We start from the raw sequence: 22,171 nt of genomic DNA on the forward strand, positions 1-22,171 counted from the left end.
TGCGGCCGGCCAGCCTGATGCTGGCCCCACACCATCGAGGACTTTGCATGGACATTAACTACACCCCGGCCGAACTCGAGTTTCGCGATGAGGTACGCAGCTTCCTCAGCGTGGCCGTACCTGACGACATCGCCGCCAAAGTGGGTCTCGGCAAGCATCTTGGTAAAGAAGACCACCTGCGCTGGCAACGGGTTCTGGCCAGGCGCGGCTGGTACGCCGCCAATTGGCCGGTAGAGCACGGTGGCACCGGCTGGAGCGTGGTGCAGCGGCACATCTTCGAGGAGGAGTGCGCCGCCTTCGGTGCGCCGCGGCTGATCTCCTTCGGGGGCAACATGGTTGCCCCGGTGATCATGAAATTCGGCAGCGAGGCACAAAAGGCCTGGTACCTGCCGCGCATCCTGTCGGGCGATGACTGGTGGTGCCAGGGTTACTCCGAGCCGGGAGCCGGTTCCGACCTCGCCAGCCTGAAGACCCGCGCCGTGCTTGACCGCGACCACTACGTGGTGAATGGCCAGAAAACCTGGACCACCCTCGGTCAGCACGCCAACATGATTTTCTGCCTGGTGCGCACCGACCCACAAGCCCAGCAGCAGCGCGGTATTTCGTTCCTGTTGATCGATATGGCGACGCCAGGCATCACGGTGCGGCCGATCATCACCCTGGAGGGCGAGCACGAAGTCAACGAAGTGTTCTTCGACAACGTGCGAGTGCCAGTCGCCAATCTGGTGGGTGAAGAGAACAAGGGCTGGACCTGCGCCAAGTTCCTGTTGACCCATGAGCGCACCGGTCAGGCGGGCATCGCCCAGTCCAAGGCGGCGCTGGCGCAGCTGAAAAGGGTCGCAACGCAGGAATTGCGTAACGGCCGCCCGCTACTGGAAGACCCGCTGTTGCGGGTACAGATTGCCGAAGTGGAAATGCAGCTGATGGCCATCGAGATGAGCACCCTGCGCATCCTCGCGGCCGTTCAGGGTGGTGGTATGCCGGGAGCGGAAAGCTCGATCCTGAAGATCAAGGGCTCGGAAATTCGCCAGGCTATCAGCCACCTGCTGCGCAAAGTGCTGGGCGTGCATGCCCTGCCTTTCGCCGAAGAAGAGCTGGACTACGCCTATCCCGGTGAGCTGTTGCACACCGACTACAGCGCCGCTGCGGCCGGCCAGTATTTCAACCTGCGCAAGCTGTCCATCTATGGCGGCTCCAACGAAATCCAGAAGAACATCATTGCCAAGATGATTCTTGAGCTCTAAGGAGGCACCCCCATGGACTTCAATCTCAGCGAAGAGCAGCACATGCTGCAAGACACCGTGGCCCGTTTGGCGCGCGACAGTTACAGCTTTGAACAGCGCGAGCAGTTTTACCGCAGCGAGCTCGGGTTTAGCCGTGAGTTCTGGAACCAGCTCGGTGAGCTGGGTCTCAGCGCGGTGCCACTGGCCGAGGAATATGACGGCTTCGGCGGCAGTGGCGTGGACAGCATGCTGGTGATGACCGAACTGGGCCGTAACCTGTGCCTGGAACCCTATTTGCAGTCACAAATTCACGCGGCCGGGCTGCTCCAACAACTGGGTAGTCCGACGCAGCGTGCCGAGTGGTTACCTCAAGTGGCAACCGGTGAGCTGCAACTCGCGGTGGCTCTGGAAGAAAGCCAGAGCCACTATCAGCTGCATGATGTGCAGAGCCGTGCCGAAGCCGTTGACGGTGGCTGGCGTTTGACTGGGCATAAGTGCGCGGTTATCGGCGGCCACAGCGCCGGACTGATTCTGGTCTCGGCGCGTACCGCTGGCAGCGCTCTGGATGAGGCCGGCATCAGCCTGTTTCTGCTCGATCCGCAGGCTGCGGGTGTGCGCCGCCGTGATTACCCGTGCATCGATGGCCCACGCGCCTGCGACCTGTACCTGGACGGGGTCGTGCTCAGCCACAAACACCTGCTGGGTTGTGCCGGCCAGGCGCTAGGGGCATTGCGTTACCAGCAGGGTAGGGCGATTGCCGCACAGTGCGCCGAGGCCATTGGCAATATGCAGGAAGCCTTCAGCCTTACCCTGGATTACCTGAAAACCCGTCAGCAGTTCAACGCGCCGATCGGTAAATTCCAGGCGCTGCAGCATCGCATGGCCGATATGCGCGGCGAGGTGGAACTGGCGACCTCCATGGCCATTCTGGCTGCCTGTATAGCCGACGAGGCCGACAGCGAGGAGCGCAGTCGCCGCCTGGCCGCCGCCAAGTTCATCGTCACTCGCGCAGCCCGTTTCGTCGCCGAGCAAGCCATCCAACTGCACGGCGGCATCGGCATGACCTGGGAATACAACCTGGCCCACCATGCCAAGCGTCTGGTCATGCTCAGCCACCAGCTGGGCGATGACGACCATCATCTGCAGGCCTATGCCGATTTGCTGCACAGCGCCTGAACACTCACTGCTTGCTAGGGCCAGGCACTGCGCTGGCTGACTCATACAGGAACAGATCATGAAAGTACTGGTCGCGGTAAAACGCGTGGTCGACTTCAACGTCAAGGTTCGCGTCAAAGCGGACAACTCCGGCGTCGACCTCGTTAACGTCAAGATGTCGATGAACCCGTTCTGCGAAATCGCCGTGGAAGAAGCCGTACGCCTGAAAGAGCAAGGTATTGCGACTGAAATCGTCGTCGTCTCCATTGGTCCGTCTACTGCTCAAGAGCAGCTACGTACCGCTCTGGCGCTGGGGGCCGATCGCGCGATTCTGGTCGAGGCCAGCGATGAGCTGAACTCCCTGGCCGTGGCCAAGCTGCTCAAGGCTGTAGTCGACAAGGAGCAACCGCAGCTGGTGATCCTTGGCAAACAGGCCATCGACAGCGACAACAACCAGACCGGCCAGATGCTGGCTGCACTGACCGGCTACGGTCAGGGCACCTTCGCCTCGAACGTCGAAGTCAGCGGCGACAGCGTTACCGTGACTCGCGAAGTCGACGGCGGCGGGCAGACGGTTGCCCTGAAACTACCCGCCATCGTCACCACCGACCTGCGTTTGAACGAGCCGCGCTACGCCTCGTTGCCGAACATCATGAAGGCCAAGAAGAAGCCTCTCGAAGTAGTGACTGCGCACGCGTTGGGCGTTTCCACCGCCTCCACCACCAAGACCCTGAAAGTCGAAGCGCCGGCTGCACGCAGCGCGGGTATCAAGGTCAAGTCGGTGGCTGAACTGGTCGAGAAACTGAAGAACGAAGCGAAGGTGATTTGAAATGACTATTCTGGTAATCGCTGAGCACGACAACAAAATCCTGGCTCCGGCCACGCTGAACACCGTAGCTGCGGCCGTGAAAATCGGTGGCGACATTCACGTGTTGGTGGCTGGCCAAAATGTTGGCGCGGTGGCTGAAGCCGCGGCAAAGATTGCTGGTGTGGCCAAAGTGCTGGTGGCCGACAACGCCGCCTACGGCCATCTGCTACCCGAAAACGTTGCCCCGTTAGTCGCGAATCTGGTCATCGAGCAGAGCACGATTTACAGCCACATCCTGGCTGCTGCCACCTCCAACGGCAAAAACATCCTGCCACGCGTTGCAGCGCAGCTTGATGTTGATCAGATCTCCGAGATCATCTCGGTGCAAAGCGCTGACACCTTCAAGCGTCCGATCTACGCCGGTAACGCCATCGCTACCGTGCAATCAAACGCCTCGATCAAAGTGATCACCGTGCGGGCTACCGGTTTCGACCCGGTGGCCGCTGTGGGTGGTTCGGCGGTCATCGAAGCGGTGACAACCGTTTACGAATCTGGAAAATCCCGCTTCGATGATGAAGCGCTGGCCAAGTCCGATCGTCCAGAACTGACCGCTGCCAGGATCGTCGTTTCCGGCGGCCGCGGCATGCAGAACGGCGACAACTTCAAGCACCTCTACGCCCTGGCCGACAAGCTCGGCGCTGGCGTGGGTGCCTCGCGCGCCGCGGTCGATGCCGGTTTCGTACCCAACGACATGCAGGTCGGTCAGACCGGCAAGATCGTCGCCCCTCAGCTGTACATCGCCGTCGGTATCTCCGGCGCGATCCAGCACCTGGCCGGCATGAAAGACTCCAAGGTGATCGTCGCGATCAACAAGGACGAAGAAGCACCGATCTTCCAGGTGGCTGATTACGGTCTGGTGGCTGATCTGTTCGAGGCTGTTCCCGAGCTGGAACACGCTCTCTGAGGAGTTCTTATGACCACGTTTAAACAGATCGGTGTGATTGGCAGTGGGGCCATGGGTCGTGGTATTGCGCAGTTGTTCGCCAGCGCCGGTGTCGAGGTGCTGCTGCACGACAGCCGCGGCGAAGCGATCGAACAAGCCCTTATGCAGAACCGTGACCTGCTAGAGCGTGCCGCGGCCAAGGGCAAGATCAGCGCCGAAGCACTGGCCGGCACCCTGCAGCGCATGCGTGCGGCGCACACTCTGCAGGAACTGGCCGGCTGCGACCTGCTGATCGAGGCCATTGTCGAGAATCTCGACGCCAAGCAGAACCTGTTCCGTGAACTGGAAAAACTGGTCAGCCGCGACGCGGTGCTGGCGAGCAACACCTCGTCGCTGTCGATCACCCTGATCGCCAGCGCTTGTGAATATCCGCAGCGGGTCGCCGGCTTTCACTTCTTCAACCCGGTCACGCTGATGAAGATCGTCGAGGTGGTGCGCGGTGAGCGCACCGACCCGCAGGTGATCGAGCGGCTGTCGGCGCTGGCGCAACACGCCGGGCATTTCGCCGCGGTGACGCCGGATTCTCCCGGGTTCCTGGTCAACCACGCCGGCCGGGCCTACGGACCGGAAGCGCTGCGCATCCTCGCCGAAGGGATCGCCACTCCCGCACAGATAGACCGCATTCTCAAGGACTGCCTGGGCTTTCGCATGGGCCCGTTCGAGCTGTTCGACCTGGTCGGCCTGGACATTTCCCATGCGGTGATGGAGTCGATTCACCAGCAGTTCTACCAGGATCCGCGCTACACCCCTTCAGCGCTGGTGCCCACGCGCCTTGCCGCTGGCTTGCTGGGGCGCAAGACCGGGCAGGGCTTCTATCGCTACCAGGACGGCCGTGTGGTCGAGGACACCCGGGTCGAGCTGCCACAGGTGGTGGTCGATCGGCCGTTCTGGCTGGACTGCCGTGATGAGGCGATGCGCGACAAGGTCGCCGCCGTGTTGGCGAGTGCCGGTGCGGTGCTGGAGCAGGGTCAACAGCCCAGCCCGAAGGCTATCTGCCTGGTCACGCCGCTGGGTGAAGATGCCAGCAGCGTGATCGCCCGCAAACAACTGCCTGTCGCCCGCAGCCTGGCGCTGGAAACCTTTGCCGGTTTCGACCTGCGCCGAGTGCTGATGCGTCAGCCGGGGCTGGATCCCGCCGTGCTGGCGCAGGCGCGGCAGGCGTTGGGCGCGGATGGCGTACCGGTGGAGGTGATCAACGACTCGCCCGGTTTCATCGCCCAGCGTGTGCTGGCCAGTATCGTCAACCTGGGCTGCGAAATCGCTCAGCGGCGTATCGTCGATCCAGTCACCCTGGATCGTGCGGTACAGCTGGCGCTGGGTTACCCCCACGGCCCGCTGGGCTTCGGTGACCACTACGGGGCGATGAAGATCGAGCAGATCCTGCACCAACTGCACCACCTCTATCAGGAACCGCGCTATCGGCTCAGCCCCTGGCTGCGTCGCCGCGTACAGCTCGGCCTGCCCCTGACCACTCCCGAGGAATAAGCATGACTGCCTACATTTACGATGGTCTGCGTTCGCCCTTTGGCCGCCACGCCGGCGTCCTGGCCAGTGTGCGCCCCGATGACCTGCTGGCCGCGGTGGTTCGCGCCCTGGTGGCGCGTAACCCGTTCGCCGCGCAAGACTACGAAGACCTGATTGTCGGCTGCACCAACCAGGCCGGCGAGGATGCGCGCAACCTGGGTCGCCACGCGGCCTTGCTGGCGGGACTGCCACCGGCGGTTGGCGGCCTGACCGTTAATCGCCTGTGTGGTTCGGGGCTGGCATCAGTGCTCGACGCCGCCCGTGCCGTGCAAGTCGGTGAAGGCGAACTGTTTATTGCTGGCGGTGCGGAGAGCATGAGCCGTGCGCCCTTCGTCATCGCCAAGGCGCAAAGTGCTTACTCGCGGGATTTCCACGCCTTTGACAGCACCATCGGCGCGCGCTTCCCCAATCCGCGGGTGGAAGCCGAGTTCGGTGCCGATTCGATGCCGCAGACTGCCGATAACGTCGCCCGCGAGTTGGGTATCAGTCGCGAGCAAGCCGATACCTATGCGGCACGCAGCCAGGCGCTGTTCGAGGCGGCGGTGCAGGACGGTTTCCATGCGGGCGAAATCCTGCCCATCGAAGTGCCACAAGGCCGCAAGCAACCGCCCAGGCTGGTCGAGCGCGATGAACATCCGCGCCCCGAGAGCGATTTCGCCAGCTTGTCGCGCCTGCGCCCGTTGTTCGAAGGCGGCGTGGTCACCGCCGGCAATGCCTCGGGGGTGAATGACGGTGCGGCCGCGTTGTTGATTGGCTCGCAGGCCATTGGCGAGCGGTACGGGCTGAAACCGCGCGCGCGAATCCTCGCCGGTGCCATCGCCGGTGTCGAGCCGCGCCTGATGGGTCTCGGTCCGGTGCCAGCGATTGCCAAGGCACTGCAACGCGCCAGGTTGAGCCTGACCGACATGGACCTGATCGAAATCAACGAGGCCTTTGCCGCGCAGGTGCTCGGCTGCGCCAAGCAACTTGGCCTGGCCTTTGATGATCCGCGCCTGAACCCCAATGGTGGGGCCATTGCGATTGGCCATCCCCTGGGTGCCTCGGGTGCGCGCCTGGCTTACAGCGCGGTGCGCCAGCTGGAGCGCAGTGGCGGCCGATATGCGCTGGTCAGCCTGTGCATCGGCCTCGGCCAGGGCATCGCCTGCGTCATCGAACGCCTCGACTGAATAAAGCATCCACCCCACCTGAATTTGGAGAAACACCCATGGCCAACAAGGCAAGCTTCAACTGGATCGACCCGCTGCTGCTCGATCAGCAACTGACTGAAGTGGAGCGCATGGTGCGCGATAGCGCCCAACAGTTCGCCGCCGACAAGCTGGCGCCACGTGTGCTCGAAGCCTTTCGCCAGGAGAAAACCGATCCTGCGATCTTTCGCGAGATGGGCGAAACCGGCCTGCTTGGCGCAACCATTCCTGAAGCCTACGGCGGCAGTGGCCTGAACTATGTGTGCTACGGGCTGATCGCCCGTGAAGTTGAACGTATCGACTCCGGTTACCGCTCGATGATGAGCGTGCAGTCGTCGCTGGTGATGGTGCCGATCAACGAGTTCGGCAACGAAGCCACCAAGCAGAAATATCTTCCCAAGCTCTCCAGCGGCGAATACATCGGCTGCTTCGGCCTCACCGAACCCGACCATGGCTCCGACCCGGGCTCGATGATTAGCCGGGCGAAAAAGGTCGACGGCGGCTACCGCCTGACCGGCGCCAAGATGTGGATCACCAACAGCCCGATTGCCGACGTATTTGTGGTCTGGGCGAAGGACGATGCCGGTGAGATTCGCGGCTTCGTCCTGGAAAAAGGCTGGCAGGGCCTGAGTGCTCCGACGATTCACGGCAAGGTCGGCCTGCGTGCGTCGATCACTGGCGAAATTGTCATGGACAACGTGTTCTGCCCGGAAGAAAACGCCTTCCCGGATGTGCGCGGTCTCAAAGGTCCGTTCACCTGCCTCAACTCCGCCCGTTACGGCATCAGCTGGGGCGCCTTGGGTGCTGCTGAAGATTGCTGGCACACCGCACGCCAGTACTGCCTGGATCGCAAACAGTTCGGCCGCCCCTTGGCACAGACCCAACTGATCCAGAAAAAGCTGGCCGACATGCAGACCGAGATCACCCTGGCCTTGCAGGGCTGCCTGCGCCTGGGACGGATGAAGGATGAAGGCACGGCAGCGGTGGAAATCACCTCGATCATGAAGCGCAACAGCTGCGGCAAGTCACTGGATATCGCCCGTCTGGCCCGCGACATGCTCGGCGGCAACGGCATCAGCGACGAGTTCGGCGTAGCCCGTCACCTGGTCAACCTGGAAGTGGTCAACACCTACGAAGGCACCCACGACGTCCACGCGCTGATCCTCGGCCGTGCTCAGACCGGCCTGCAGGCGTTCTTTTAACCGCACTCGGAACCGGTAAACGAATAGGAACAGACTGCATTGATTCGATCCGGCTCGCCATCTGGCTGATGGACATGCGGGTCGTTATGGACACTGTGCTGGTGGCGCGAGAGGGGTGTTTGGTGCAGCAAAAGCGTTTATCTGTTGGTCAATCGTCGCGCCAGGAAAACCGGGAATCCTTATCCGGTTCCGGGTTTTCCTGCTGGTTTTGCAACAGAGCAACGACAAAGTTTTCCGTTGCGGGAGCAGCGCTTAAGTTCAGGGGTTTCGACAGTCTGGACCAGGCCGGCCTTCATTCCTTTTAGCGCTTGTCCAGATAAGAAGGCAGCGGCTTGTGGCCGCTGCCTTTCACTGTGGTTTGCTTTTGACTCGGGGAAAGACGTAGCCCGACTATGCAGCTTCCTCTTTGACTTTGCTTTTCAACAGGACGCGGTGAGGCACCGTTTCGCGCAGGAACAACGCAACGACCAGGCCCAGGACCGCGCCACTCAGGGCCAGGTAGAGGGTGTTTTCGATACCGTGGTGTTGGGCAATGTAGCCAGCCAGCGCTGGCGCAACACCGCCACCGAACACTTCCCCAATGCCGACGACCAGGCCAGTGGCAGTGGAGACCAGAGCCGGCGGCACTGACTCGCTGGTGAGCGGGCCCACGGTCATGCAGATCATGCTGAAGTTGAAAAAAGTGGTCGCGAAGAGCAACAAGAACAGTTTCACCGGTTCGGCACCGGTTTGAATCATCAGCCACAGCGCCAATCCTGTGGCGAGGCAAGAAAGCAGTGCCACAGGTTTGCGTCCCAGACGGTCGGAGAGGGTGGGCATCACCACCATGCCGCAGAAACCACCGAAACCGATGGCCGACATGACGAACCCCATCTGCTGCATGCCCATATGCAGGTAATCGGTCAGGTAATGAACCTCCCTGCGCGTTGAATCACCCTCGAGTCGTCCCGTGAGCTTAAATCCCTCTTGGAGCCAATGGCCGGCCGTTCGTGCGGGTCAAGCATGGTGATACGAAGCCCTGGGTGCGAGTGAGTACAGTTGTCAGCTTGTTGGTCGTTCGGGCAATTATCATCGGCGATGATGCCGTAGCTGCGATCAGGCGCTTAAGAGAGATAGTGGACGGTTATACCGAAACGATCTGTGACGCGGACAACGAGTTTTTTATCATGTAAAAGGAGCGCAAAATGAGCGACTGGACGTTCGAATAACGTGTCGCCATCTCGGGCACCACGGGTAAGGACATTTCACCGAATACCGATAAGCGCTTTCGCTGTCGACTGCAGGGGCCGGGGGAGGCGCTTTGAAACCATTCCTACTCAGACCAAGTGCCTCAACTCTGAACATGTTGCTGCAAGGGTGCCTGCAACGCCGTGACGCTGTGCCGCCAGCTTTAACGGAAAAAGCGCTCATCCCTGGCATTCCAAGTGCTCGCTACTGGCTAGACCTGGATCTGACTTCGTTCATCCAGGATGCAAGTCAGGCCAACATTCGCGAGCGCGAGGCGCTCGTCAGAGCAGGGAAGCCAAACGACATCCTGCCGTTGGCAAGTATGCTGGCCGTTTCAGGTGGCGGCGACGCAGGCACATTTGCGGCGGGACTTATTGCGGGATGGACCCTGCATGGGACTCGACCTATGTTCAAAGTCGTCACGGGCATCAGCGCTGGGGCCCTGGTCGCCCCTTTCGCTTACCTGGGGCCCCGGTACGACAGCGTCATTCTGGGTATCTCCAACGCAATCGGTCCAAAAGACTTTTTCCATTCGCGAAATGTCCTGACCCGTCTTGCCAGCGACGGTATGGCGAACAGCAAGCCACTGTCGCGGCTCATTGCAAAGTACGTCACTCCCGAGGTGCTTGCGGCGATCGCGTCGGAATACGCAAATGGACGGCTGCTGATGATCGGCACAACCGACCTTGATTCAGCGCGGCCAGTCACTTGGAACATGGGGGCTATTGCCTCCAGTCAAGCACCGGGAGCGCTCGAGCTCTTTCGCAACATCATGGTCGCGTCGATGAGTATTCCCGGCGCAGTCTCACCGGTCATGATCGATGTCGAGGTTGACGGCCATCAGTTTCAGGAAATGCACGTGGACGGAGGGGTCATCACTCAGGTGTTCCTTTACCCACCTGGCACCGTGATGGCGCTGAATCAAGTCCACGGAACATCTTATCGACATGGACGTCATTTCTATGTCATTCGCAATGGGAGACTGGAGCCGCAATGGTCCGGGACCAAGCGCCGTACGTTGAACATCGGCGGTCGAGCCATCAGTGCATTGATTCAAACTCAGGGGATCAGCGACCTGGATCGAATTTACCGTATTGCGCTGCAGGATGAGGCGGACTTCAATCTTGCGTACATCGGCTCCGACTTCTACTTTCCTCGCAATCAGAAATTCGATGGCGAGTACATGAAGCGTCTATTCGATTACGCCTTTCAACTCAGCGCTAAGGGCTATCCGTGGCATAAATCACCGCCGCGCGAGAAGACGTGAGAGGGGGAGCAGTCCACGGGAGAGGGCGAGGACCTGAGTTGAAATTACGTCAGGGTGAAATATACACCTGTGTCAATATTATAGACACAGGTGTACATTTTGCTTGCGTGGCTTCTGGTGACCGGCTAGGATCGAGCCATGAACGAACAAACAAAAGCCGTAGAAACTGGCTGGAGAGGGTCGCTGCAACGCGTCTACTCCCGCCATGGCCATCTGGTGGATGAGGTTTCATCTACCCCTGACTGACCGCGACTTCTGACTGACCAAGGCAGGTTCAAATGATCAACGAACCCACGATAGGCATTATCGGTGGATCGGGATGGCTTGGCCGCTCGATAGCCCTGGCAATGCTCGACAAGGCGTTTATAAAGCCCGGCGCGTTGGTGCTGTCGAACCGTTCTGCAAGCAATCCGTTACCGAGTGAAAAGTGGCCGCAAGTAACCGTCACGCGCAACAACCAGGAGCTGGTGGAGCGTTGTGATGTGGTCATCGTATCGGTACGCCCGGAACAATTTGCCGACGTGGAGATTTTCGCTGAAAACAGGCTGGTGATTTCCTTGATGGCCGGCGTGACCCTGGACGACGTGGTGCAGCGTACGGGCAGTCGGCAGGTGATTCGCGCCATGCCCAATGCCGCGGCAGAAATCGGCAAATCCTATACGCCCTGGTTGGCAGCAAAGGGTGTCACTGACGAGCAGAAAGCCTTCGCCCGCAGGCTGTTCGAAACCTTCGGCAGCGCCGATGAAGTCCTCACCGAAAACCATTTGAACTACCTGACGGCACTGGTCGGAACGGGACCGGCTTACCCGGCGCTGCTGGCTCGCAGCATGCTCGAACACGCCTTGAGCAGTGGCTTGCCTCCCGCCATTGCCCAGCGTGCAGTGAGCGCCGTAGTGGTGGATGCCAGCCAGCTGATCGGCAATGGACACTCCGTCGACGAACTCTTGCAGGCGCTCATCAGCTACCGCGGCGTCACGGCTGCGGGCCTCGAAGCCATGCTCGCCGGCGGCTTCGATAAATCAATAAAAGCAGGTCTGGATTCGGCGACCTCAGTCGCCTGTTCCATGAATCCATTTGCCCATTCTGCTGACACCAAAGAAGGTCCGATGACGCGGTAGTCGACCCTTCTGAATTCTGGGCCGCAATCGCGTTTATGAATATAAAGTCGTTCTCGAAAGACGGGACTTAATCAGCCCCACGTATCAAGCCGCCTTCGGGCGGTTTTTTTTGCGACCGGAGAAAACAACGGTCGCAGTCTTTAAAACGGTTCTGCGAGTGATGACCTCGAAAACTGCAAGCCCGACGAGGTCTCTGCATCGGCATCGAAGCTCCGGGAGCTGAGCCAGTTCAACGCTCACGGTCAGACGGAACAACCCGTCCGCGATCTTGCAGACGGGAAAATCCCTGCTTAACTCTGAATCAATGGTCAGTTAGTGACTCAATAGTCGCGATGATCATCCAGGCGCCCTCGCACTGTCGTTGCTTGCACTTGCTGCCAGGTTAAACCGGCGAGGGGGCTGTGTTGACGCATGAAAATCGCCTGAAGTTATTAATGTGTTTGCCTGGCACTTCATTGTCAGGTCCACGTGTCCTGCTTTCTGCGATATGGCCCTGTGAGCAATTGCTCACGCTGTGCGTTTAGTCCAATGTGTTCCAGGAAGATAATGACATGATGCCGAAAACTGCCATCGTCGAGATCTGCAAGAAGTACAAGGTTTATACCGAGCACTACCTCAACACCGCCGCTGAAAAGACCATCATTCTGGTCAACGGCTCGCTGACAACCACCGCATCCTTTGCCCAAACGGTGCGTTACCTGCAGCCGCGATTCAATGTGGTTCTTTACGACCAGCCCTATGCCGGTCAGTCGAGACTACACAACCCCCAGGATCAACCGATCCGAAAGGAAGACGAGGCACAGATACTGCTGGAATTGATCGAACACTTTTGTGTGCACCATGTGCTGTCGTTTTCCTGGGGTGGGGCGGTTACCTTGCTGGCACTCGCTCAGCGGCCGCGACGAATCGAAAAGGCGGTGATCAATTCATTCGCGGCGCGGGTCAATACGCCGATGCGCGATTACCTGGAAAGCTGCCTGAGCGCTCTCCAGGCCTGCGATCGCCTCAATGTCGGGCGCTTGATCAACAGCACTATCGGCAAGCACCTGCCATCGCTGTTCAAACGCTTTAATCAGCGCCATGTCAGCAGCCTGGCCGAGCACGAATACCTGCAGATGCATTTCCACGTCAATGAGGTGCTGACCCAGGACACCTGTTACGTCGCCTGTGCCGGTGCCATCGAAATCCCGCTGCTATTTGTCAACGGCGAATTGGATGAATACACCTCGGTGGAAGACGCCCGGCTTTTTGCCAATCATGCCCCTCAGTCCCGGTTCCATACCATCAAGAACGCCGGGCACTTCCTCGATATGGAACACCAGGCGGCCTTGCATGACACCCAGCAGGCCTTGCTCGACTTTCTGCAGCCGGCTTCCTGGATCGCACCGCCGCTGGACAGCGGGCAACACTGCGCCGCAGGTCAGCCGATACTCCACTCATCTATGGGATCGCACTGATAAGAGGCTATCAATTGCACTCGCTCGCGCTGTGCACGATTGGTGGGTACGACTAGCCGACTCCAGCATTCGAAAGGGCCTGGGTTTGTAACGGAGGGTCAGGAGGAGGTAAAACATGGCTCTTTCACAGGATCATATTTTCCCGACTACCCCGATGGGCGCGAACCTGACCGCGGGCGGAGCGACGTTTCGCGTGTGGGCTCCGCGTGCCCGGGACGTCTATGTCTGTGGCGACTTCAACGGTTGGCTCAGGAACGATTCCACACAATTGACGCGCCAGCCTGATGGGCGCTGGACGGGCTTTGTCGCCGGCGCGACTGACGGGAATAAATACAAGTTCTATATCGTGGGTGAAGGCTCGGAGGGCTTCAAGCGCGATCCCTACGCCCGCGAGCTGACACGGGAGTGGCCGAATCCCTCCTGCATAATCCGCTTGGCGGTCAGCTTCCCTTGGCAGGACTGGAACTGGCGAATGCCGGAGTTCAGCGATCTCATCATCTATCAGCTACATATCGGTACCTGGTACGGCCTTGGGCTGCCAAACCGCGTCGCCACTTTCCTCGACGTGCTTGCCCGGATCGAATACCTGGCCGATTTGGGCATCAACGCTATCGAACCGCTACCGATCGGTGAGTACAGCACGCCGCGCAGCATGGGCTATAACGGGTCTGATCTGTTCTCGCCGGAAATGGACTACTTCGTCAGCTCAGCAGAACTGGATCCTTACCTGGCGCTCGCCAATCGCCTGCTTGCCCAGAAGGGGAAGTCTCCCCTGACGCGAGAGATACTTGAGATCGGTATCAACCAGCTGAAGGTCCTGATCGATATCTGTCATCACTACAACATCGCCGTGATTTTTGACATGGTTTACAACCACGCGTCCGGCGACATCCGCGGCCAGGCTGAGTCCCTCTACTTCTTCGATCGCGCCGCCGGCATGCACCCGAATGACAGCCTTTACTTCTCCGACCGCGACCACACGGGGCCGGTATTCGCGATGTGGAACAGTGATGTCAGACAGTTCCTGATCGACAATGCGGCATTCTTTGCCGACGAATACCATGTCGACGGCTTTCGCTACGATCAGGTGACGGTGATCGACCAAGAGAATATCGGCAGCGGGTGGCTGTTCTGCCAGCATCTCAATCAGACCATCCGCAGCCGCGATCCTGCTGTCATCAACATCGCGGAGTATTGGGGGCCGGAGCCCGCGGTCGTACGGCCCATGGAACAGGCTGGCGCTGACTTCGATGCAAGCTGGCATGACGGCCAGCGACTCGCGATTCGTGCCCTTATCAAACAAGCAGCGGCGGGAAGGGACGCGCCGCTGGACTGGCAGGGCGTAGTCGATCAAATCCGCGCGCCGGGCTTTCGCGACGCGTGGCGAGCGGTTCAGTGCGTGGAAAGCCACGATGAGGTCTATCGTGACAGGTCCGAGCGAATCCCGTTGCTCGCTGCTGGCGGTGGGAATACGCGAACCTGGTACGCGACGAGCCGTTCCCGCGTCGCGACCGGATTACTTCTGACCCTGCCGGGTATCCCGATGATCTTCATGGGCCAGGAGTTTTATGAGGACAAGAAATGGGCCGATGATCCCGTCAATCATCCGGACACCCTTATCTTCTGGGGTGGCCTGGATTCAGATCGGACCATGAGCGATTTCCATCGCTTCACCAGGGAGCTCATAGGGTTGAGGCGAAGGCAGCCGGCTCTTCGCGGCGAGCAGATTAAAGTACTGATGATGGACAATTTCCAGCGCGTCCTGGTGTTTCATCGGTGGCTGGAACGACTGGGTAGAGACACAGTAGTCGTCGTAAGCCTGAATGAGCAGACGATGAGCAATTTTCGCGTACCTATGCCTGGCGCGGGCCCTTGGTTGGAAATCTTCAACAGTGATGCATACGAGCGCTGGATCAACCCTGCCATCGCGGGCAATGGAGGCATGGTTTCGGCGACAGAAGAACCGATGAACGACATGTCCTGCTCCGCAGCTATTACCATTCCGGCCAATGGGATATTGGTATTTTCTCGTGATTATGGTGACTAGTACTTCCTGAGCCCGACGCTCCTACCAACGCAACTCGAAGGCATGTTTCGCGCCCAGCCGGAGACTGCTGCCCAAGCGTGCGCACTCGCGAGAAAGGGTGTCGTGCAGCCATTGACGGTCATCGCCTTCGGCGCGACTGAGGCGAAAGCGACGCAGGCGGGTGGGTATCAGGTCCAGCGATTGCAAGTGCCCGTCCGGGTCCAACGAGGCAAAGTATAAAAGCCCCAGGTCGCCGCGAAAGGTTGTGTGGCCCTCGATGCCTTCGTAATCATTCAGGAGATCACCGCAGCCATAGAGAATCAGGCGTTCGCGGTACACCTCGATGCCCTTGACGTGGTGCGAGGAGTGTCCGTGCACCACGTCAACTCCGGCCTCGTCGATCAAGGCATGCGCGAACCGGACCTGCTCTTGCGGGATATCGAACCCCCAGTTGCCGCCCCAGTGAATGGAGGCGACCACCAGATCCCGCGTATTTTTGCTCTCGAGAATCCGTTTGGCCACAGGGCGCAGGCTTTGCATCGACAGATCCTCCAGCCGCGCGACGCCCGCGCGCCTGTCCGTGGCGGCCCAGTCCGCCGCAATGCCGCTGTCGGGTGCGCCGAGGCCAAACACCAGCAAGCGCCGTCCGCCAGGCTGCGGCAGCACGGCGGGCGCTTCGGCGGATTGTCGATTGTGCCCGGCACCGGCGCTGCACATACCGTTGCTCGCCAGGGTATCCAGCGTATCGGCCAGGCCGGCTGCCCCCCAGTCCAGCACATGGTTGTTGGCCAGCACGCAGCAGTCGATGCCGGCTGCGCTGATGACCGGGAAGTTCTCCGGGCTCATTCGGTAGTTGATGCCCTTTGGCTCCGGTCGTCCGCGGCGGGACACCGCGGTTTCCAGATTGATGATGCGTGCGTGGGGTTGGCGACGTTCGAACTCATCCAGCGCAGCGCCCCAGACATAGGTGAAATCGACTGGGCGGGGAATCGAGCCATTGAATCTTTCAGCCAGCCGGACGTAATCGCCGGCATTCTTGACGTAAGCTTCGTAAAGCCGCGGATCGCCAGGATGCGGCAGTACCGAGTCGATGCCGCGGGCGGTCATGACATCGCCGGACAGAAACAGCTTAAGCGTATCGGTAATAGCTGCCATGGCACCCTCCCGGGGATCCCGAATAACCTAGTTTCGGCACCCGGCGTGGGCTGCAGTCCACTGCCTGTTCCGTCGCGTGTCGAGGGTTGCCAGCTGATTGCGGTGCAGCGCAGGTGACTCCCCGGTGACTTCGCACAGCAGCGCTGTTATAGCTTCCCCGTTAACCGTGCCGTGCTCTTGCAGAAGATCCGCCACCGCGGTGACAGCGGCCCAGTAACGACGCACCAGACAGCTGGACCGGGCGATTGCCCGGGATTCGGCGTCGAGTAGCTTTCGTGCGGGCAGCAAACTTATCAATTCGTAACCCCGGCGCCGGTCACCCCAGCCGCTGCCAGTGATGAATTGGTCAGATTTGCGGTGCCTGTAGACGGCTTCGGCCACGGGGCCGGCGAAGCAATGGAGAAGGTCGCGTTCAATAGACTCGACCATAGAGGGCAGGTATTCAGCAATCCCGGGAGCGTCGAGGGAAGGGTGATGGACAAAGTAATCAGCCTCTACCAACCCCTCGACGTTTTGCGGGTTGCCGCGTAGATCGATCATTGGGCCGATGACGGCTTCTGTCCTGGTGCGCACAGTGACGCGCTCTATGTGCTGACCATTCCACCAAAAGGCCAGGGCGTGGCCAGCTTCGTGGATGGCCGTGCGACGCGGGCGTTTATTCATGGTCAGGTCCTCACCCGTGCCTGTGTACGCTACTCATATCAGACGCTCCATCCCCCAGGTTCGGGTAAAAGATTATGTCTATCAAGACCCAATACTTCGCCTATTTGCTTCTTCCTCAGAGGGGGCTAGCCTTAATCTTGCGCTGGCGTAAGCCGGCCGGTTGAGACCGGATAAGGAAACACCCAATGAGTTAAAAGCTTACTAGGCCGTGGGTCACCGTGCTGGCAACTCGATTGCCGCTATCGAAGAATTCCCGTGTGGCCACAACGATCAGTTGATCGAACTGTTGGCCCTGCAGCCTATGACATTGATTTCGCTCGTCGCTATTCAGAGCCCAGCCCGGGCCGGATAGCTGGATGAACTCGACCAAAGGTAGCTCACACATGGCAACTGAATCGAAATGCCCCTTCATTCACGCCGCCGCTGGTGGTGGCACGACGAACCGCGACTGGTGGCCGAACCAATTGAATCTGAAGGTCCTGCACCAGCACTCATCCTTGTCCGATCCCATGGACGAGGGCTTCAATTACACTGAAGCGTTCAAAAGCCTGGACTTTGAAGCGGTCAAGCAAGACCTGCATGCGCTGATGACCGATTCGCAAGACTGGTGGCCCGCGGACTTCGGTCACTATGGACCGCTGTTTATTCGCATGGCCTGGCACGCCGCAGGCACGTACCGCACCGGTGACGGTCGGGGTGGTGCCGGCTCCGGTCAGCAGCGTTTCGCGCCGCTCAACAGTTGGCCGGATAACGTCAGCCTCGACAAAGCACGCCGGCTGCTCTGGCCGATCAAGCAAAAGTATGGTCGTAACATCTCCTGGGCTGATCTGATCGTCCTCACCGGCAACGTCGCGCTGGAGTCCATGGGCTTCAAGACCTTTGGCTTTTCCGGCGGGCGTCCGGACGTCTGGGAACCCGATGAGGACGTCTACTGGGGCTCTGAAAACAAGTGGCTGGGAGGCGACACACGCTACGGAAAAGATCAAGAACCCATGCAAGAGCCCGGCGAAGGCCCACTCGTTGCTGAGCCGGGGGAAAATGAGGAGAGCCGTACCGACCAGGGACGCAACCTGGAAAACCCGCTCGCCGCGGTGCAAATGGGCCTGATCTACGTCAACCCGGAAGGCCCTGAGGGCAACCCGGACCCGGTCGCTGCCGCGAAGGATATTCGCGAAACCTTCGGTCGCATGGCGATGAATGACGAAGAAACCGTGGCACTGATCGCCGGCGGCCACGCCTTCGGCAAGACTCACGGCGCCGGACCTGCCGACCACGTCGGCGCCGAGCCCGAAGCCGCTGGCCTCGAAGAGCAGGGCCTGGGCTGGAAGAGCAGTTTCGGCACCGGCAAAGGCGGCGACACGATCACCAGCGGCCTGGAAGTGACCTGGACCACGACACCCACGAAGTGGAGCAACAATTACCTGGAAAACCTGTTTGGCTTCGAGTGGGAGCTGACCAAGAGCCCGGCGGGCGCCAACCAGTGGACACCGAAAAACGGCGCCGGGGCCGGCATCATTCCGGATGCTCATGACCCGTCCAAGCGGCGTAATCCGAGCATGCTGACCACCGACCTGTCCCTGCGATTCGACCCGATCTATGAACCGATTTCACGGCGCTTCCTCGAGAATCCGGATCAGTTGGCCGATGCATTCGCCCGCGCCTGGTTCAAGCTGATCCACCGCGACATGGGGCCGCTCTCGCGCTACCTCGGTCCGGAAATGCCGAGCGAAGAGCTGTTGTGGCAAGACCCTATTCCAGCGGTCGACCATGCCTTGGTCAACGACAGTGACATCGCCTCACTCAAGAGCAAACTCCTGGCCTCGGGCCTGACAGTCTCGCAGCTGGTATCAACTGCCTGGGCGGCGGCTTCCACTTTCCGTGGCTCCGACAAGCGCGGCGGCGCCAACGGCGGACGCCTGCGTCTGGCCCCGCAGAAGTTCTGGCAGGCCAACCAGCCTGATCAACTGGCGAACGTGCTGGCGAAACTCGAGAGTATCCAGAACGAGTTCAACAGCAGCGCGCAGGCTGGCGGCAAGAAGATCTCGCTGGCGGATCTGATCGTGCTGGCCGGTAGCGCGGGCGTCGAACAGGCGGCGAAAAATGCCGGTCACAGCGTGACGGTGCCTTTCACGCCAGGACGTATGGACGCGACCCAGGAGCAGACGGATGTGGAGTCTTTCGGGTTTCTCGAACCCGTCGCCGATGGCTTCCGTAACTACCTCAAGAGCAGGTACCGCGTACCGGCCGAGGCGTTACTGATCGACAAGGCGCAACTGCTGACACTCAGCGCGCCAGAAATGACCGCGCTCATTGGCGGCATGCGGGTCCTGAACACCAATGTCGGACAAACCCCGCACGGCGTCTTCACGAAGCAGCCGGAGGCGTTGACCAACGATTTCTTCAAGAACCTGCTCGATATGGGCGTGGAATGGAAGCCGGTCTCGGAGGCCAATGAGGAGTTTGAAGGACGCGATCGCAAAACCGGCGAAGTGAAGTGGACGGGCACCCGCGTCGATCTCGTCTTTGGTTCAAACGCGCAGCTGCGGGCCTTGGCCGAAGTCTATGCCAGCGCCGACGCGCAGGAGAAGTTCATCAAAGACTTCGTAGCAGCCTGGACCAAGGTGATGAACCTTGATCGCTTCGATTTAAAACGCGGGTAATAGGGAGGAAGCTGTTGCTGTCATTGCCGGCGAAAAGCGCCTCTGCACGACCGGCGCCAACGTCTGTTGAAAGCATCCATCGGCCACAACCTCTGGCAATCATTGTCCAGTCTTTGTGGCCGAGTTGCTTTGCTACCCACATCGGATGCTCACCCGCCGAAAGCATCATCGAGGCGTAAGTGTGGCGGCTTTTGGTAAGGCCTCCTCTAGCGAACGCCTGACTTCTTCATGGCTGGCACCCGGATTACCCTCAGATAGGGCAGATTCTTGCCACGGCTTTTCATTTAAGTGTTGACGGTTCCTGCGTTCGGAATTGATGATGGCTCTTTAGTATTATCCCAACGCTATATTGAGACTTCCTATGAAAAAGGTTCTTGCTGCTGCTGGCCTCGCGCTTTTGGCTATGAATGCTGTCGCTTCGACAATCAACATCGAAAACGAATCTTCGTGGGAAATTCATGAGCTCTATTTCGCACCATCTAGCCAGGACGATTGGGGTGATGACCACTTGGGCGAGCAAGTACTCAAACCAGGCATGAGCCTGACTCTGACGGGAGTGACAGCCGGTAAATGGGATGTGCGACTGGTCGATGAGGACAAAGATGAATGCATCGTCAAAAATCAAAAAATCAGCTCGTCGGAAACATTCTCAATCGGTGACGACGACCTGCTCGGCTGCCAGGCGACAACTGAGGAGTAAGTTCTGAGGGCTCACCCTACAAGCCGCATGGTTCAGGGTGTTTCTGAAAACCCGCAACGCCTTGCTGTGTAGAGGCGTTGCGGGTTTTTTGTTCACTCCACTAAGTCCCGACAGGGTGTCCAGCTGATTTTGAGGTGGGGCAGCCAACCCCTGGCCGATGAGAATAACGAGCCATTCGTTATTAGTTAATGGTGTTCGCGTGAACATTTTTACCGGGTTGCGCAGCAGAAATCGGTAAGGAGTCTAAAGTTGAAATGCATGTATCGGTTCATCACATAGTTGGTGATGCTGCGAGGGATCGGTGGCATGTATGCGGCTTTGGATCCGACACCGGTCCGGTGTAGGCAAAAATGGATTTGAAATCGGAGGGAACCATGACCAATATCGTCGCCACCGGCGAGCCACCTGAAGCCGTCCGTATCATGATCAAGGTTTATGCCTGCGTGCTGCTCGCAGGATTTGCGTTTGTTCCAGCCTATCTGATTGGCTACTTGTACTTCTTTCAAGACCCCACCCTTATATTCGAGAACCACCTGTTCCATATCATTGCGATCACGGCAGCCACCTTGGCAGGCTTGTTTGTGACTTACGTAACGTGGCGCTGCTATCAGTCATCGGGAGACCCGCTGCTGCGATGGATGACGCTTGGCTTTCTCGGTTTTGTGCTGATCTACGCGTTGCATGGTGCGTTCACCGGACTCGCACACCACAATATCTGGCTCTTCCTGCTTTATGGACCGGCCTCTCGACTGGTCATGGCGAGTCTGCTGTTAGTCGGAATGCTTTCGTACCACCGCCCACCTGATGCCCCGGACCAACGAATGAAGGTCCGCCCGTGGTTGACCTGGATAGGACTGTTCCTGCTGGTTGACCTGGCAGTGGCGTACGTCGCGAATTCGTCGATCGCCGGCCATCTCGCGGTGCGCCTCTCGCTGGAAGGTGGTGCCCTCGTTCTTTCCACATTGACCGTGGCAATGCTCCTGCTGCGCCGTATCAGTTCGCCGCTGATGGTGATTGTTGTCATCTCGGTCACCGCGTTCGCATTGTCCTCTCTCGCCTTTATTCTTGCCCGTCCGTGGAACCACATGTGGTGGCTCGCTCATGTGATCTTCGCCGCTGGATTCTTCCTGTTGAGCTATGGGGTCGTGCAAGCATTCCTCACCACGCGGTCGTTCTCGAAGATTTACAGCCAAGAGGAGCTGATGGTGCGTCTTTCCGAGGCGATGGCGTATACCGAGAGCGCCCTGCAGGAACTCCAGCGCACCAATCAGGAACTCGGGCACCTGGCGGCGACCGATCCACTGACAGGTGCTGATAATCGCCGTCGGTTCATGGAGCGGGTCGAAGCCGAAATTGGCCGGACCGCGCGCGGCGGTGCGCCATTCTCTGTGTTGGCGCTCGATCTCGACAATTTCAAGGCGATCAACGATCGCTTCGGGCATCAGGTTGGCGATGACATCCTGAAGAGGTTCGTGCAGAAATGCCTCGATTCGATCCGGCCGTATGACGGCGTAGCCCGAGTGGGCGGGGAAGAGTTCATGATACTGCTACCTCAGACTTCACTCGAAGGCGCGCAGGTAGTCGCCGAGCATCTGCGAAGCACCGTTGCAAAGACTTCTTTTAATGGCCTGCAGCGGTCAAGCGCGGTCACAGTGAGCATCGGTGTATCGCAATCCGGCCGCGACGGCGACACCATCGAGGCCATTCTGCGTGTAGCCGATCAACGCCTGTATCACGCTAAACACCAAGGCCGTAACCGGGTGGTCACTGCCATCAAAACCAGCCTCCAACCTCTGCCC

Annotated in this window: 17 protein-coding genes and 1 pseudogene; 14 read left to right on the forward strand and 4 right to left on the reverse strand. The window is 59.5% G+C overall.

Annotated elements, in window-relative coordinates:
• The first annotated feature begins 47 nt into the window (after nucleotides 1-47).
• Genes F8N85_RS31480 through F8N85_RS31510 form a run of 7 tightly spaced genes read left to right on the forward strand, consistent with a single transcriptional unit; the run spans nucleotide 48 to nucleotide 8,099 of the window.
• Nucleotides 48-1,244 (forward strand): acyl-CoA dehydrogenase family protein, encoded by a 1,197-nt coding sequence (locus tag F8N85_RS31480; RefSeq protein WP_150807332.1) that lies wholly within the window; start codon nucleotides 48-50, stop codon nucleotides 1,242-1,244.
• A 12-nt stretch (nucleotides 1,245-1,256) separates the two neighbouring features.
• Complete coding sequence (locus F8N85_RS31485; protein ID WP_150807333.1) at nucleotides 1,257-2,399, forward strand: acyl-CoA dehydrogenase family protein; 1,143 nt, start codon at nucleotides 1,257-1,259, stop codon at nucleotides 2,397-2,399.
• Between the two features lie 58 nt (nucleotides 2,400-2,457).
• Nucleotides 2,458-3,207, forward strand: a complete 750-nt coding sequence (locus tag F8N85_RS31490; protein WP_150807334.1) for an electron transfer flavoprotein subunit beta/FixA family protein — start codon at nucleotides 2,458-2,460, stop codon at nucleotides 3,205-3,207.
• 1 nt (nucleotide 3,208) lies between these two features.
• Nucleotides 3,209-4,150 (forward strand): electron transfer flavoprotein subunit alpha/FixB family protein, encoded by a 942-nt coding sequence (locus F8N85_RS31495; RefSeq protein ID WP_150807335.1) that lies wholly within the window; start codon nucleotides 3,209-3,211, stop codon nucleotides 4,148-4,150.
• 9 nt (nucleotides 4,151-4,159) lie between these two features.
• Nucleotides 4,160-5,674, forward strand: coding sequence for a 3-hydroxyacyl-CoA dehydrogenase (locus tag F8N85_RS31500; RefSeq protein ID WP_150807336.1), 1,515 nt, complete (start codon nucleotides 4,160-4,162; stop codon nucleotides 5,672-5,674).
• Between the two features lie 2 nt (nucleotides 5,675-5,676).
• Nucleotides 5,677-6,879 (forward strand): 3-oxoadipyl-CoA thiolase, encoded by a 1,203-nt coding sequence (locus F8N85_RS31505; protein ID WP_150807337.1) that lies wholly within the window; start codon nucleotides 5,677-5,679, stop codon nucleotides 6,877-6,879.
• Between the two features lie 38 nt (nucleotides 6,880-6,917).
• Nucleotides 6,918-8,099, forward strand: a complete 1,182-nt coding sequence (locus F8N85_RS31510; RefSeq protein WP_150807338.1) for an acyl-CoA dehydrogenase — start codon at nucleotides 6,918-6,920, stop codon at nucleotides 8,097-8,099.
• 390 nt (nucleotides 8,100-8,489) lie between these two features.
• Here F8N85_RS31510 and F8N85_RS31515 read toward each other — a convergent pair whose 3' ends face one another.
• Entirely contained in the window at nucleotides 8,490-9,005 is a 516-nt protein-coding gene (locus F8N85_RS31515) for an MFS transporter (protein WP_224795786.1), read from the reverse strand.
• Nucleotides 9,006-9,399: 394 nt separating this feature from the next.
• On the opposite strand from F8N85_RS31515, the gene F8N85_RS31520 reads away from it, so the two are divergent.
• The 4 genes from F8N85_RS31520 (at nucleotide 9,400) to F8N85_RS31535 (ending at nucleotide 15,215) form a co-directional block, all read left to right on the forward strand.
• Nucleotides 9,400-10,593 carry a patatin-like phospholipase family protein gene (locus tag F8N85_RS31520; protein ID WP_224795785.1) on the forward strand — a complete coding sequence of 398 codons (1,194 nt, stop codon included), beginning with the start codon at nucleotides 9,400-9,402 and terminating at the stop codon, nucleotides 10,591-10,593.
• Nucleotides 10,594-10,871: 278 nt separating this feature from the next.
• Complete coding sequence (locus F8N85_RS31525; protein WP_150807339.1) at nucleotides 10,872-11,711, forward strand: pyrroline-5-carboxylate reductase family protein; 840 nt, start codon at nucleotides 10,872-10,874, stop codon at nucleotides 11,709-11,711.
• 551 nt (nucleotides 11,712-12,262) lie between these two features.
• Nucleotides 12,263-13,168, forward strand: coding sequence for an alpha/beta fold hydrolase (locus tag F8N85_RS31530; RefSeq protein WP_150807340.1), 906 nt, complete (start codon nucleotides 12,263-12,265; stop codon nucleotides 13,166-13,168).
• A gap of 115 nt (nucleotides 13,169-13,283) precedes the next feature.
• The gene (locus F8N85_RS31535; RefSeq protein ID WP_150807341.1) at nucleotides 13,284-15,215 is read left to right on the forward strand and encodes an alpha amylase C-terminal domain-containing protein; all 1,932 of its coding nucleotides are present in this window, start codon (nucleotides 13,284-13,286) and stop codon (nucleotides 15,213-15,215) included.
• A gap of 21 nt (nucleotides 15,216-15,236) precedes the next feature.
• Here F8N85_RS31535 and F8N85_RS31540 read toward each other — a convergent pair whose 3' ends face one another.
• Both F8N85_RS31540 and F8N85_RS31545 read right to left on the reverse strand, forming a co-directional pair.
• Nucleotides 15,237-16,349 carry a CapA family protein gene (locus tag F8N85_RS31540; RefSeq protein WP_150807342.1) on the reverse strand — a complete coding sequence of 371 codons (1,113 nt, stop codon included), beginning with the start codon at nucleotides 16,347-16,349 and terminating at the stop codon, nucleotides 15,237-15,239.
• Between the two features lie 27 nt (nucleotides 16,350-16,376).
• Nucleotides 16,377-17,012 (reverse strand): hypothetical protein, encoded by a 636-nt coding sequence (locus F8N85_RS31545; RefSeq protein WP_150807343.1) that lies wholly within the window; start codon nucleotides 17,010-17,012, stop codon nucleotides 16,377-16,379.
• A gap of 356 nt (nucleotides 17,013-17,368) precedes the next feature.
• Here F8N85_RS31545 and katG point away from each other — a divergent pair, with 356 nt between their 5' ends.
• Nucleotides 17,369-19,672 carry a catalase/peroxidase HPI gene (gene katG, locus F8N85_RS31550; RefSeq protein WP_150807344.1) on the forward strand — a complete coding sequence of 768 codons (2,304 nt, stop codon included), beginning with the start codon at nucleotides 17,369-17,371 and terminating at the stop codon, nucleotides 19,670-19,672.
• Here the strand turns inward: katG and F8N85_RS35300 are convergent.
• A pseudogene (locus F8N85_RS35300) lies at nucleotides 19,605-19,923 on the reverse strand (hypothetical protein); the annotation flags it as partial. The gene katG and the pseudogene F8N85_RS35300 overlap by 68 nt on opposite strands.
• 110 nt (nucleotides 19,924-20,033) lie before the next feature.
• Here F8N85_RS35300 and F8N85_RS31560 point away from each other — a divergent pair.
• Nucleotides 20,034-20,372: a hypothetical protein gene (locus F8N85_RS31560; RefSeq protein WP_150807345.1), complete on the forward strand. Its 339-nt coding sequence runs from the start codon at nucleotides 20,034-20,036 to the stop codon at nucleotides 20,370-20,372.
• Between the two features lie 374 nt (nucleotides 20,373-20,746).
• A partial coding sequence (locus F8N85_RS31565; RefSeq protein WP_150807346.1) for a GGDEF domain-containing protein occupies nucleotides 20,747-22,171 on the forward strand: 1,425 nt, incomplete at its 3' end.

Origin of the sequence: Pseudomonas fluorescens (assembly GCF_902497875.1) — a bacterium.
In the GTDB taxonomy this organism is placed as follows: Bacteria; Pseudomonadota; Gammaproteobacteria; order Pseudomonadales; family Pseudomonadaceae; genus Aquipseudomonas; species Aquipseudomonas fluorescens_BR.

Excerpts from the sequence above, each read along its gene's own strand:
- F8N85_RS31495 (WP_150807335.1), top strand. The coding sequence starts at position 3,209 with ATGACTATTCTGGTAATCGCTGAGCACGACAACAAAATCCTGGCTCCG.
- F8N85_RS31540 (WP_150807342.1), bottom strand. The coding sequence starts at position 16,349 with ATGGCAGCTATTACCGATACGCTTAAGCTGTTTCTGTCCGGCGATGTC.
- F8N85_RS31480 (WP_150807332.1), top strand. The coding sequence starts at position 48 with ATGGACATTAACTACACCCCGGCCGAACTCGAGTTTCGCGATGAGGTA.
- F8N85_RS31545 (WP_150807343.1), bottom strand. The coding sequence starts at position 17,012 with ATGAATAAACGCCCGCGTCGCACGGCCATCCACGAAGCTGGCCACGCC.
- F8N85_RS31525 (WP_150807339.1), top strand. The coding sequence starts at position 10,872 with ATGATCAACGAACCCACGATAGGCATTATCGGTGGATCGGGATGGCTT.
- F8N85_RS31560 (WP_150807345.1), top strand. The coding sequence starts at position 20,034 with ATGAAAAAGGTTCTTGCTGCTGCTGGCCTCGCGCTTTTGGCTATGAAT.
- F8N85_RS31485 (WP_150807333.1), top strand. The coding sequence starts at position 1,257 with ATGGACTTCAATCTCAGCGAAGAGCAGCACATGCTGCAAGACACCGTG.
- F8N85_RS31500 (WP_150807336.1), top strand. The coding sequence starts at position 4,160 with ATGACCACGTTTAAACAGATCGGTGTGATTGGCAGTGGGGCCATGGGT.
- F8N85_RS31505 (WP_150807337.1), top strand. The coding sequence starts at position 5,677 with ATGACTGCCTACATTTACGATGGTCTGCGTTCGCCCTTTGGCCGCCAC.
- F8N85_RS31490 (WP_150807334.1), top strand. The coding sequence starts at position 2,458 with ATGAAAGTACTGGTCGCGGTAAAACGCGTGGTCGACTTCAACGTCAAG.
- katG (WP_150807344.1), top strand. The coding sequence starts at position 17,369 with ATGAACTCGACCAAAGGTAGCTCACACATGGCAACTGAATCGAAATGC.
- F8N85_RS31535 (WP_150807341.1), top strand. The coding sequence starts at position 13,284 with ATGGCTCTTTCACAGGATCATATTTTCCCGACTACCCCGATGGGCGCG.
- F8N85_RS31530 (WP_150807340.1), top strand. The coding sequence starts at position 12,263 with ATGATGCCGAAAACTGCCATCGTCGAGATCTGCAAGAAGTACAAGGTT.
- F8N85_RS31510 (WP_150807338.1), top strand. The coding sequence starts at position 6,918 with ATGGCCAACAAGGCAAGCTTCAACTGGATCGACCCGCTGCTGCTCGAT.